This is a genomic window from Vibrio sp. Y29_XK_CS5, assembly GCF_024181835.1.
Taxonomy (GTDB): domain Bacteria; phylum Pseudomonadota; class Gammaproteobacteria; order Enterobacterales; family Vibrionaceae; genus Vibrio; species Vibrio harveyi.
Genome location: NZ_JAMZAM010000004.1, coordinates 180,510 through 193,011 on the forward strand (window position 1 = coordinate 180,510; position 12,502 = coordinate 193,011).

The 12,502-nt window shown below is 40.5% G+C and carries 14 protein-coding genes; 1 reads left to right on the forward strand and 13 read right to left on the reverse strand.

Going from position 1 to position 12,502, the window contains the following annotated elements; translation table 11 throughout:
• The 11 genes from tadF to NL647_RS17130 all read right to left on the reverse strand — a co-directional run bounded on the left by tadF (window position 1) and on the right by NL647_RS17130 (window position 9,286).
• On the reverse strand, window positions 1–579 hold the full coding sequence (tadF, locus tag NL647_RS17080) for a tight adherence pilus pseudopilin TadF (RefSeq protein ID WP_017190205.1): 579 nt from the start codon (window positions 577–579) through the stop codon (window positions 1–3).
• Entirely contained in the window at window positions 569–1,111 is a 543-nt protein-coding gene (locus NL647_RS17085) for a TadE family protein (protein ID WP_029788146.1), read from the reverse strand. The genes tadF and NL647_RS17085 overlap by 11 nt, the downstream gene beginning before the upstream one ends.
• Window positions 1,108–2,196, reverse strand: a complete 1,089-nt coding sequence (locus NL647_RS17090; protein ID WP_061065036.1) for a lipopolysaccharide assembly protein LapB — start codon at window positions 2,194–2,196, stop codon at window positions 1,108–1,110. The genes NL647_RS17085 and NL647_RS17090 overlap by 4 nt, the downstream gene beginning before the upstream one ends.
• The gene (locus NL647_RS17095) at window positions 2,196–3,062 is read right to left on the reverse strand and encodes a type II secretion system F family protein (protein ID WP_005445966.1); all 867 of its coding nucleotides are present in this window, start codon (window positions 3,060–3,062) and stop codon (window positions 2,196–2,198) included. The genes NL647_RS17090 and NL647_RS17095 overlap by 1 nt, the downstream gene beginning before the upstream one ends.
• Window positions 3,062–3,976, reverse strand: a complete 915-nt coding sequence (locus tag NL647_RS17100; RefSeq protein WP_195724113.1) for a type II secretion system F family protein — start codon at window positions 3,974–3,976, stop codon at window positions 3,062–3,064. Before NL647_RS17100 ends, NL647_RS17095 begins: the two co-directional genes overlap by 1 nt.
• On the reverse strand, window positions 3,973–5,238 hold the full coding sequence (locus NL647_RS17105) for a CpaF family protein (protein WP_005445970.1): 1,266 nt from the start codon (window positions 5,236–5,238) through the stop codon (window positions 3,973–3,975). The genes NL647_RS17100 and NL647_RS17105 overlap by 4 nt, the downstream gene beginning before the upstream one ends.
• Window positions 5,235–6,434 (reverse strand): AAA family ATPase, encoded by a 1,200-nt coding sequence (locus tag NL647_RS17110; protein WP_017190208.1) that lies wholly within the window; start codon window positions 6,432–6,434, stop codon window positions 5,235–5,237. The genes NL647_RS17105 and NL647_RS17110 overlap by 4 nt, the downstream gene beginning before the upstream one ends.
• Before the next feature lie 3 nt (window positions 6,435–6,437).
• Window positions 6,438–6,887: a hypothetical protein gene (locus tag NL647_RS17115; protein WP_005445974.1), complete on the reverse strand. Its 450-nt coding sequence runs from the start codon at window positions 6,885–6,887 to the stop codon at window positions 6,438–6,440.
• Window positions 6,887–8,230: a type II and III secretion system protein family protein gene (locus tag NL647_RS17120; RefSeq protein WP_017190209.1), complete on the reverse strand. Its 1,344-nt coding sequence runs from the start codon at window positions 8,228–8,230 to the stop codon at window positions 6,887–6,889. Before NL647_RS17120 ends, NL647_RS17115 begins: the two co-directional genes overlap by 1 nt.
• A 2-nt stretch (window positions 8,231–8,232) precedes the next feature.
• Window positions 8,233–8,988 carry a pilus assembly protein CpaB gene (locus NL647_RS17125; protein ID WP_017190210.1) on the reverse strand — a complete coding sequence of 252 codons (756 nt, stop codon included), beginning with the start codon at window positions 8,986–8,988 and terminating at the stop codon, window positions 8,233–8,235.
• Between the two features lie 91 nt (window positions 8,989–9,079).
• The gene (locus NL647_RS17130) at window positions 9,080–9,286 is read right to left on the reverse strand and encodes a Flp family type IVb pilin (RefSeq protein ID WP_005445979.1); all 207 of its coding nucleotides are present in this window, start codon (window positions 9,284–9,286) and stop codon (window positions 9,080–9,082) included.
• Window positions 9,287–9,478: 192 nt separating this feature from the next.
• Here NL647_RS17130 and NL647_RS17135 point away from each other — a divergent pair, with 192 nt between their 5' ends.
• Window positions 9,479–9,925, forward strand: coding sequence for a prepilin peptidase (locus tag NL647_RS17135; protein ID WP_061065040.1), 447 nt, complete (start codon window positions 9,479–9,481; stop codon window positions 9,923–9,925).
• A gap of 47 nt (window positions 9,926–9,972) precedes the next feature.
• Here the strand turns inward: NL647_RS17135 and NL647_RS17140 are convergent, their stop codons facing one another.
• Together NL647_RS17140 and NL647_RS17145 are read right to left on the reverse strand one after the other, a co-directional pair.
• Window positions 9,973–10,881: a LysR family transcriptional regulator gene (locus tag NL647_RS17140; RefSeq protein WP_009697503.1), complete on the reverse strand. Its 909-nt coding sequence runs from the start codon at window positions 10,879–10,881 to the stop codon at window positions 9,973–9,975.
• Window positions 10,882–11,494: 613 nt separating this feature from the next.
• Window positions 11,495–12,475, reverse strand: coding sequence for a GlxA family transcriptional regulator (locus NL647_RS17145; RefSeq protein WP_017190213.1), 981 nt, complete (start codon window positions 12,473–12,475; stop codon window positions 11,495–11,497).
• Window positions 12,476–12,502: the final 27 nt, after the last annotated feature.

Below are 12,502 nucleotides of genomic sequence, written 5' to 3' on the forward strand. Positions count from 1 at the left end.
TTAAATCCTTGCAAATGAATAGGAACTGGTCACGACTTTGATCGGCTCACCGCTCATAAGACCGATAATGTTAAACGGCGTTTTGTAGCAAAGAGACACATGATAAAGAGGAAGGCGTCGGTTCTGCGTAGTCAAAGGCAATAGTTTTGTTGCTTTTTCCACTGTAATTTCCTCTAGATCCGGAAAATTACACCCTGCCGTCATGCCTTTTAAGGCGGTGGTTCTAACAAGCTTCTTGTCTTTATCAATCAAAGATAGCTCTATGACTCGCATCCCCAGCTCATTTTCATCAAAATCTGGTAGTGTGCGTTTCAACATGCCTTTCGCCATATCGAACGAATTGTTCATGTGTGTCTCGCACTGCTTACCTCCTGCGCCACAAATATCGAGCTCATTGGCAAACAACTGTCGGCGTTCACTAATAACACTGACGATTGAATACACAACCCTATCCAACTGCCCTTTTTTATTAACGGCGATGGTGTAGTTGATATGCATGGCAATAATGGAGCCAAAAAAGAGTAAGACCAATGCAAGCTCAACAATAAAAGCACCGGTTTGCTTTGACTTAGTTACCACAACTGATCTCCTCTCCTAACTTGAACGTACAGCGCTCGTACTCCTGAACCGCGACCATCTCGCGACTAATGTTCATGCTTGGCATAACAAAGTTAAACAGAGGCTGATAGGTGAAGCTCAATTGGTATATGGCAATTGGCATGTTGACTGAGTTTTCAGCAGTGTCGCCTTTCTTGATGTTTGGGCATTCACTCAACACTTTTCCACTGCGATTACAATGGATAAAGTCAGTTAGGTTTTTAAAGTAATAAACCGATGCCGAAACTGTTGAGTGATCAACAACTTTTGACCATAGTGCACCACCACTTGATTCAAGCTTGGTTTTGATTACGTCTTGGTAATCGATTTTTTCAGTACTGTGAGAGCTGCCTTGCTTTTTACTGCTCATCACTGCTGTGGTTAATGCATGATCCGTCACACCCATTGAGTACGTTAAAACCGACAAGTCAAACCAAGTAAACAGAACCATTAGTAAAACTGGCAAGCCCATTGCGGTCTCAACTGTCAAACTTCCCTTTTGAAACTTGATCATAGCTCGACGTACCTTTTCTTCGTGTAATCAACAACAAAAGCACCTTTGACATCCATGTTTTCAAGAAATTTCTTTGCGTCATTGATGTCACTGAACTCACCAATGCAGTAACGCTTCCATAAGCCGTGCGTGTAAGAATACACACTTCCATAATTGCCTTTCAGATAGTTTAAGTAATCCGAAGGAATCACCTTATAGGTTGCCAAAACTTGAATTCGGTAAATTGACGGCGCTTTAGGGCGTAAATTTTTTGGATCTAGAACTGAGCGTGCTACGTACTTTGGTTTCAAATCGACTGATTTCGTTTCCATTTCCATATTTTTCTTTTCCTTTACTTTAGCGACCTGCTTTGGTGGAGCTTTTTTCGTTACTTTTTTAGGAAGCGGTTTGACGCTCTGCATGAGTTTTTTCAGTTTGACTCGCGCTTCTTGTTCACTGCTGTCGTGCTTTAACACTTCCAATGCCACATCAGGTCGGTGTGATCGAGTCGAAGCTAATAGAAGATTTGAACGGACTTTTTCATCGTTCGGATTAGCCGCAAACAAGCTGTATAGCAGCTCCATTGCAGGTTCTGGACGACCTTGCAGCATCATCACGACGGCAATATTGTTATTCGCTTCTCGGTCAGACGCGCCGTTTTTCTTGCTGTCGTTGAAGTTGGCGATTGCACCGCTGTAGTCTTTCTTACGCGCTAAAATCTTACCCTTTAATAGATAATAATTACCTTCCGGACCACCATTTTCTAAATAATCATCTAAATAACGATCACTTGCGTCATAATTACGCTTTAGATATTCCAACTTAGCTAAGATGTAAATAATCTCTGGATCTTCGAGGTCTTTTTTCTCAAGAGTATTTATATATAATTCGGCAGACTTTTGATCTTTGTTATCGAGATATAAGTTAATCAGTTTTATCTTATAGCTTGGAACTTCAACCAAATTTGCTTTATAAAACTCGATCAATTGTTCAGTTTGTCCAGAGTTAGTCAGCAATTTTTCTTTGGTTACTAATTCCTGATTGATGGTGGAACACCCACTTAAAAGCAATAAAACAAAAAGGGAGATATAGTTTTTTACATTCATTATCCTAGCATCCTCATTATCCCTGGCGCTGCGATTAGAACAACAATAGGAACCATGATAAAAGTGATCATTGGTATGGACATTTTTGCCCCCATCTTTCCTATTCTTTCTTCCAAATCGAGCATGTTTATTTCTCGAATATCAGAAGCGAGGGAGGCTAATACCGCACCTACTGATGAGCCGTACTTCAAGCTTTGAGTAAGTGTCATAACAAAGCTTTGTGCCTCTGGGGTTGGAACCAGATCATAGAACTCAGTAAGTGCTCGATCCAAACCAACAATTTTGGCTCGTTCTGAAGTTTTTTTAACAACATAAGCCAGGTTTTCATCGACTGTTTTTAACTCGTTCGATAAATATTCCAAGCTCGCTTCGAGCGTCATCCCGGTATGCACACACACGTTCATTAAGTCGAGTAAGAAAGGTAGTCGACTACTCACGTGACGAACATTCGCATTCCCTTTCGAAGAGATGTACATATCTGGCGCAATCAAACACACAAGCATCGAGACTGAGAATGAAATAAACGCAGATGAAAACTCCATGTCTCCTTGCATGTAAGAATAGCCAATAAATGCTAAACAAAATAACAGCGGTATAATCTTCAGCAGGTAATAGGCCTGTGCAATAAAATCACTATGAATCCCTGCTCTAACTAAGTTGTTTTTCGTTTCTTCTTTATTAAAAGACAGACGCGAAAGTTGTACTGCTAACTTTTCAGAAAAAGGCGTCTTTTCTTGGGTTGAGTCAATGATCTTTTTTGTCGAAATATTCGCTTTGGTTTTATCAAACACTTTTAATGAGTAATACGCGACAGATAATGAAATAAACAACCCTAATGCTAAAAAGATTAATTTTATATCGACCACTACTTCACCCCTCTTAATATCATGTAGATAAAGAAGAATCCGATGGCTTCACTGATCAACACGTAATAGAAAATAGGCTTCCCCCCATCTTCGAACATCACGAAGTTATAGTTATCTGGGCTTGTGAACTTCAAAATCATGATAAAGATAACTGGCAGAGCCGCGATGATTTTTGCTGAAGCACGCGCCTCTGACGTCAGTGCATTTTTCTTCTTCTCGATCGCCCTTGCTTCAAACATGATTCGGTTGATACGGTTAATGACGTCTTTTAGTTGGCCACCTCGACTCAAGTTGATTCGAATCGTCGCCGCAAAGAAAAAGTACTCAACATAAGGGAAAGACGAAGCACTTCGCGCCAATACATCATCTGGGTCTTCACCGATAAGTAGACGCTCTGACATCTTCTTGAACTCTTCGCCTACTTCATTATCAAGCTGAGTACCCACGTATTCGAACGCATGGACAATACTCTGACCCGAGGAGAGCGCACCAGAAAGAATGTTCAGCGCATCCGGGAAGTTATCCTTGAATCGCTGCGCTTGGATGCCACTAAGTTTGAGAATAAACATCACAAACAATATTGGCTCCAAAGCAAGCAGCACTTTCCAATACTCAAACATGAAGAACCAATCGTTAACGAAGTAAACCGCTAATGAAGATCCCGCGAAAAAGCCAATCAATTTGATTCCTGCATTAGGACTCAACAGCTTTTTCAACTGCTTAAATTTATCCTTAATCTTTTTTCGGTAGCTGATATCAAAGCTTTCTGAATCGATAACCGCTCGAGAGCCAGAAACGCCCTCGAACGTATTAGATTGCTCAATGATTGATGTGATTTCTTTCTGTTTTTTCGAATGCCCAATAAACAGAAACAACGCAACTACAACCCATAGCAAAATGACAATCAGCATCATGAGAACAGCTCCTGCAGCGCCCCATCCAAGCCAAAGAACTTCGCGCGCTCATAAATTACAGAGCGCTTAGAAAGACCTGGCGTTCGAAATTCGCCCGAGATCTTGCCTTCATCACCCATTCCGTTGTTTTCAAACCGGAAGATATCTTCCATAACAACGTTGTCACCTTCGAGACCAACAATTTCACTGATAAACAAGATCTTACGACTACCATCATGGAGTCGTCGTACTTGGACTATCAGGTCAACCGCACTCACGATGGTTCGACGAATCGCCTCAAGCGGTAGACTGGCTGTCGCCATCATTACCATACTCTCCACACGAGCAATCGCATCACGAGGGGTGTTCGCGTGAAGCGTAGACATTGAGCCATCGTGACCAGTGTTCATTGCTTGAAGCATTTCAAACGCTTCACCACCACGACACTCACCAACAATGATTCTATCTGGTCGCATACGCAGGGCGTTGATTACCAAATCTCGCGCAGTGATTTCACCCGTCCCTTCAACACTTGCTTGACGAGTTTCCAATCGAACAATGTGTGGTTGTTGCAATTGAAGTTCGGCCGCATCTTCAATGGTAACGATACGTTCACCACTACCAATGAAACCGGACAATGCGTTCAACAAGGTTGTTTTACCTGAACCCGTACCCCCAGAGATAAGGATGTTGCACTTACAATGGCTGGCAATCGAAAGCAGCTTTGCCATTTCAACCGATAGCGCGCCAAACTGAACCAAGTTTTCTAGCTTGATTTTTTGCTCTTTGAACTTACGAATCGAAATGGATGTCCCATCGATTGCAAGAGGCGGAATAACAATGTTTACACGACTTCCATCTTCCAAACGAGCATCACAAAGCGGTTTTGATTCATCAATTCGACGCCCCACATTTGAGGCAATACGCTTAGCAATGGTGTTGAGCTGTTTCTCGTTGACGAACTGAATTGGTGACTTTTCTACCTTACCGTTCAATTCGATAAAAATGTCTGAGGGACCATTGATCATGATGTCCGAGATTTCATCGTTATCGACCAACGCTTGAAGGGGTCCAAGACCTTTCAACTCGTCAAGCAGTGCTTTAACCAGCTCTAAACGCTTTAAGCTACTGATTTGAAGTTGCTTCTTCTCAATAAGAATATTAACGGAATCTTTTAGTTGGCTCTCAAGCTCCAACGGTTCAACGTCAACTAACGAGGCTGCATCTAAGGCGTCAAAGATTTCGTCCCGGATCTCGATATAAACTTCTTTCAAGTGATTCATTTCTTAAACCACGCGAACTTTTTCTGTACTTTGACTTTTTTACCCGTCAACGAATTCACAATATTGGCAATGGCAGGTGCAAACTTAAGCTTTGCCGTGTTTTGAATGCCTTGTTGAATAATGAGCTTCTCTAGATTGGCTTCATAAGCAAAATCAATCGCGTCTTTTGCTTTGATTTTCTCTTTCGCCCCTTGAAGCGGCATCATGTAGTCCTTCTGAGATCGCGTCATCGAGAAAATCACTCGATGCTCAGACTTACCCAACTTCTTCTTGATCGAGTGGTACGCTCTTAGTGACGCCACGGAAGGTTCACAAACAATAAAAATACGGTTGTATCGGTCACTGATGTCTTCTGCTGTCAGCTCATCAATCGCACTAAGCGGCATGGAATCAATGATAAAATTGTATTGATCAACCAGTTCGTTAGAGATGCGAAACAACGAATCTACATGATCGCTCAAGCAAGCAACGTTCTTTTCTAATGTGAGGAAGTTGAGCTTATCTTTAACGGGTTTTACATAGCTTCCAGCAATCGCGGCATCCAGTTCAGACTGGTTCAAATCAATGCTGTTTTGCTGCGCTTTTAGCCCTTTTAAGCCTAGAAATATGTCTGAGTTTAGTGCGATGGTGTCATGCTCAACAAGCAAGGTTTTTAAGTTCGCTTGTTGACTCAAACTGTGTGAAAGAAAGGCACTGATCGTCGACACGCCCACCCCACCTTTGCTACCAAGCACTAAGACTCGCTTGGCAATGCGAGACTTCTTCTTAACTGTTGGTGAGAATGTTGCAGCACTTGACTCTTTAAGCGCCCCTAACAAACCATCGAGTTCAGGGTCCCAAAGAATGTAGTTGGCACCCAATGACAGGACTTTATCTCGCATCAGTATTGAGTCCATGTTACTCACTACAATAAGAGAAATGCTGACGTCTAATCTTGAAGAGATCTCCGCAACTTCTGAAATCAACTCACCACATGCTCTTAAGTCAAGAATGACATGTTTTATTTCAGCGTTAGTTTTATGCCAACTTTCGTCATCAATATCGTCGACTTTTAAAGGTGAAGCGAAACCTTCGATTGCATAGAGCTCGTCGATTGCTTGAAGAAAAGCCAAATCATCTGAAACAACCAGATCAATGGTGTTGTTCTTCTTATCTTTGCTTGATGAAGTCGTTTTGAATAGGTTATCTAAATCCATTTTTTACTCCGCCACAGGATTCGTCATACTCAAGCGTCTGTTGTATTCCAAGCTGCACCCAAATGGATGATGTTTAAGGGTGTTGAATGAAACAGCATCACAAGTTTGCTCTTGCATCTTGTGGTATTTCGCAACGATTTTTACGCCTTTGCTTTCGCTGTTTGCGTTTAGGGTATAACGCAACTTGTTTACGCCTTTGGCTTTGATTTCTTTTACAAAACCATCAACAAACTGACTTTCTTTGGCGTCGTAATTGATCGCAAATGTCGACTTTGGATACTGAAGATTAATTTGATTGACGAAGTTAACTGACTTATCCATCGCCACTTCTTTGTTTGTGACTCGAAACTCAAAGGTTTCTACAATTGTGTCTACGGTTGTTTTGTTTGGTGTTACCGATACCGAGCAACCCGAGAGTAATACAGAAACCACCAACAATAGGTTTGCCTTCATTAGTTAAAGCCTCCCGCCTTTATCGTATTTTCCAGCTCTTCGTCATCAACATTTGAAAGATCAAGTTTCAACAAACGCTCAAGGTCACTTGTTCGTTTAAACTTCGGCAGTTTGATATCGGTTTCTTTAACAGGATCGACGAGGTTAACTGTCGCTACGATAATCAGCTCAGTCTTTCTTCTTTCAGTATTGGTTTTACTAAACAGTGCACCCAAAATCGGGATATCACCCAGGTAAGGGATTTTGGCTAATGATTCCTGTTCTTCTGATGTCAACAGACCCGCTAGAACAAAGCTTTGACCATCTTTCAATTGCACGGTCGTTTGGGCTTTGCGAGTCCTCAAAGAAGGCACGCTGACTAGACCAGTATTCACGCCATTTGTCTTATCAATAGAGCTCACTTCCGGCAGCAGTGACAAACGAATGTTTTCAGAATCCGTTACCTTAGCCACCATCGACAGCTTTACGCCGTACTCTTTGTAAGTAACAGAGATGCCGTCGTTATCGCGAACTGTAATAGGAATTTCACCACCAACTAAAAAGCTTGCGGACTCACCGGAAATCACAGATAAATTTGGCTCGGCAAGCACTTGTCCAATGCTGTCATTGCCACTCGCTGAAATAACCGCAACGATATCCTCAGCAGTAAAGTCCAAAATCTTATTGACGAACTGACCAGCAGTACCAACAGTCTTACCGTTTGTTTCGGCGTATGAAACTCCCAATTCGGTCAAGAATGAACTGGAGACTTCTGCAACCGTCAGTTTTACGTTGATTTGCTCTGTCGTGAGAACTTTCAGGTTGTTGATAATGTCTTCATACACATAGCTCGCTGTGTAATCGAGAGGGTCACCATCTTCGCCGTTTGCGTTAGTAAGCTCAAAAGTATTTCTTTCTTTGCTCTTTTTCAGCATTTCACCTACGTGGCGATACACCTTGTTTTTGATTTCTTCGCTGCTCACGACACCATCAATGACAACCTGCTCACCAATGTTGGTCAGCTTAATATCTTCATCGGGATATCTTGCAATAAGTGTTTGTTTTAAAAGCCTTAAGCTTTTATTTACGACTACTTCTGCGTTGTAAATTTCGTTTCCTGCTCGGTCGTAAGCGATAATGGAAGTGGCACCACGGCCAATGCCGTAAATCACTAATTTCCCGTTTGCGATGACCTTGTAATCCGCAATTTGGGTATCCGCGACAAACACGGTATCAATGTTGCGTTTTACATTAATCGTCTTCGCTGCACCTTTATCAAGGCTTAATAGATCCCCAGCTGACGCGGAAGCTGGGAGAAGCAAAACCAATCCCAGCGTGACTGATAATATATTTTTATTGAACACCCTTAATTCCCTCTCAGCTGTCGAACGCCAAATCGATGCTCAATCAAATCGCTACTTTTTACAGATAAGTATTTATGAACCATCTTTGCTGGAACCAAGGTAATGGCTCCGATCTTCTGCGCCATTTCTAGCTTAAGTACCTGTTTAACGGTCAACGCGATAATCAAGCCATATTCTTCATTTGATGAATCATCATCTTCAGCAACGTTCATCGCTTGCAAGACCAAAGCCCCGTCAATGATGACGTTGCTTGTTAAGCTATCGATATCGGAATAGCCACTTTCTAATAAATTGGATTGAGATGAGGTTGTGGCTACAAAACTGACGCGATCGCCAGGTTGAATAGGAAGCGCTTCCACAATGCTACTGCCTTGCGACAAGTAGTAATAAGGCACTTGGTCTTTTTTAAGTGAAAGATACATGTAATCTTTTTCACCAGGATTAGAAACCAAGTCTGGTGTTAATTGCATACCTTCTTTGACGTCTTTCGCCCATAGCGCACCTGAATCAATCTTAATGCTCGAGTAAGGAACGTATGAATGCTGTTTTGCTTCCGACTCGGGAAACTCACGAATATCTATTGCATTGGCGTTAACCGGCTCAGCTTTGTTTACAGCTTGATTAACGAATGCGACCTCTACAAACACTTCATTTTCGACCACTGCCACTGGCTCAGGCTGATCAAAAAAATCGCTGACGTAGAAAAAAGCCAAAAACATAGTGATGGCAACAAATACAAAAACTAATGCTCTACTCATAGAATAAAAACCTTAAAAGAGAGGGAATCCCCTCTCTAGGCGCTTTAATTTTATAATTGCCCGTTCGTATAATTAAACAGACCCTTTTCCACTATTTTGCAGCGCTACTCATCGAAGTCTTAATTGCAGTCATGGCTTCAGTAAGAGTGTCTGATAATGTGCCATTCTTGAACACAAGCAAAATGATTGATGACATTGCAACCGCGATGATTGCGTATTCCACCGCAGTTACACCACGTTTGTCTGCCTTGAATTTATTACGGATATTACGAAGTTTAGAATTGATATTTAAAAGCATGTTTACCTCTATTTATTTAAATTAGCCACTCATTTAGTGAACGTAGAAAATCTACCTCAATAGAAACAATCACACCAATTAAGCTTTTTTATTCATTTATAAATAGTTGTTATAAACACATGTAATCCGTTACATAATAATTTATTATTAGGAAGCAATTGAATTCCAATCTCCCTCCATTAAAATAGTAAAATGAATTATATAAAATTTATCTTTTGGCTAACCTGCCTTGCCAGCGTGATGTGTATTTTTTATGGTGATATTCGCTATAGGATTGTGAAGCATCGATTCATTTTTCTTATCAGTGTTACCTCACTAGCTAGCTTGTATTATTCTCCAGCTCCTTTTAATCAAGTTCTGGTGAGTACATGTATTTTTATTGCATTCTTTTTGCTTTGGATGATGAACGTAGTTGGAGGTGGGGATGTAAAATTAATCGGTGCACTATTTTTAGGTGTACATAGTGAATATATGTTATTAGCAATGATTGCTATTGGATTATTGGGCGGAATTCAAATTCTTTTGATGTGGATGACGGCCATTTTTCGTCAAACTACTCCTTTTAAAAATGGCATTCCTTACACAATACCGATCGGTATTAGTGGACTTTTTTTCTTTTATCTATCCCTTGTTTCTTGACTATAAATACAAACGCCATGCCTATTTATAATAGGCATGGCGTTTTACTACATTACTTCACAACTGGTCAGTAAGGAAGTGGGAGGTTTTCTACTTACCACTCCTTTAGATGTGAGTCGGAAAGTTTCGGTAATCAAACTTCTTAAACGTTCTTGATCAATTTTCTTGGCTGCCGAATCGTTGCACCAAACATACATCTCAATGTATTTTGGTAATAAATATTGGCTACATTTGTGATCACCTAAGGTCCAACTTGGACAAACGACAAACGTGTTTGCTGCTTGTAGTTCGTTAATCATCAGTCGTGATGATGAGGTCGTAAGCCAATGTTTTACCTTAGAAATATCTACACCAAAAGAATCAAGAAGCACCTCGGCATCTCGCCTAGAAAGAGAGTTGCAAAAGACGATTCGCTCGGGATAGCACTCTTCAGGATCAACCGCGCAGTCACAAGCTAAAATGTATTGTTCTCTGTTTAGGGGAAATACACGCCCTTCCACAGATGTGGTATCACCGATGGCAAACACCAAATCGTGGTTTTCTTTATCGACACAATTAAGGTCGCTATAACTTGTCACAGCCAACTCGACGTCGTTATATACTCTGAAAGAACTGATTACTTTTGCGACTAACTCAGGGGCGAATGAATCAGAAATCGCAATAGAATACCGATCAAACATATCAACTTGAGCCAACTCATCAAATAATTGATCATATAACGACATCGTCTGATCCGTATAATCTAGTAATATTTGACCATGTTTAGTCAAGTTAAAACCATCCTTTCGGTCAAAGACTTCTGCGCCTATAGTACATTCAAGTTTTTTAATATGTTGTGAAACGGCTGGTTGGGTTAAATATAGACTTTCTGCAGCTGCAGTAAAACTTCTATGCCTTGCAACATGTGAAAAAGTGCGTAAGTACTTTACATCAATGGTTCGTTTATTAGCTTTCATTTAATTAACACCAAGACCCAATAATTATCCGATAGTTATAATTGTTATACATCCATAAAGCTACACATTGAGCCAGTTAATAATTGGCTTCCCGCTATAACTCAGCGTCTTATTCTACGTCTAACTATTCAACAGTTGTATAAGAAACATGTTGCTTATTTCTCAAATTTGCAACTGATCAGAGGAGATTTATTTTGGTGTAAATAACTGTTTTATTTATTATTTCGCGTTGCGAAATAATTGGTTAAAAAAAGATAATTTTATAATATTGTGTCTTAATCACCCCCTTTATGAGGCCTAAACCCCCCCTTTATATTTCGAGTGACTACTTAATAATATGCATACAGTTTTAATTTATAACAAACGATATACATTATAAGAACGACAATATTATTAATGGAAATTAAGTCATTATAAGTATCCATGTATGTGAGTATAAGCTAACGTTATTAAAAATCAATCTAAAACCAACTCATTTATATTCGAACGAAAATAGCAAACGTTTGCAATTTTCGTTCGAATGACCGAGCAAGCATTAAACGACTAAAGAAATGATAATCTTATTAATAACATTACATGTAGAGTGGCTATAGACCATAAGATAAATTTATAATTAGACTTTTGCTTGCTTTTTCTTGCGATATTCAAGTGGTGAGCAATCATTTTCTCTCTTGAATATCTGCCTGAAAAATTGTGTATCCACATAGCCAGAACGACTAGCGACCTCATCAATGGACAGTTTTGTTGATCTCAACAACTCTTTAGCGAAAGACAAACGGCCTAGTTGAATAAACTTAAGTGGACTAATAGAGGTCGCATCTTTAAAACGGCGCTTTAATTGCCTCTCTGACAAACAAGCTTCATTCGCTAGGTCGCTGATGGTAACGATGTCCAAGTCCATAGTAAGAATCCATTTTTGGATTTTAAGAATTAGCTCATCCTTGTGTTGCATGTAGCGAAAGACATCACAATATGAATGCGAGTTTCCACTCCCTTCTATTGTGCTTAAGAATTGGTTACCTAGGTTTCTAGTCTGTTTTCCGAAGTACTCTTCGACAATCTCCAACATGACGTTTGAGTGAGAGTACGGTCCTGAAGATAAGTAGAGATTCCCATCGATGAGCGCTTTCTGCTCTGTCACTAACATGATCTCTGGGAAAAGCTCTCTAAAAAGGTGGGCGAAGTATGAGTGCATTACCGCTTTGTTCTGCTGCAAAAGCCCCGCCTTCGCAACGACAAAAATACCGGTATCAATGGCAACTATTTTGCTGCCTTTTTTATGTAATTTTTTGATCCAATCAACCAGTGCAGGATCAATCTTATCAAGCGATTCTAAGGGGTCTCCTATGGAGCCAATAATTAGTATGTTAGTAAAATCAAAAGATTGCCATTGAGAAGTTGGTTGAACGCTTATCCCTCCTCGACCGCTCAATGGCCGGTTGTTTGGCGTTACGATATGTGTCATGAAACCCGGGAACTCAGCAAACTCAGCCGCTGTTTCTAGGATCTCTAATGAGCTTATTATTGACGCAAAATACCTCCCTGTCGGAGCTAATGCTACGACACGGAGGTTTTTCTTATTGTTTTCCTTCAATCTGCATTCATCCTGTGCATATAAGGC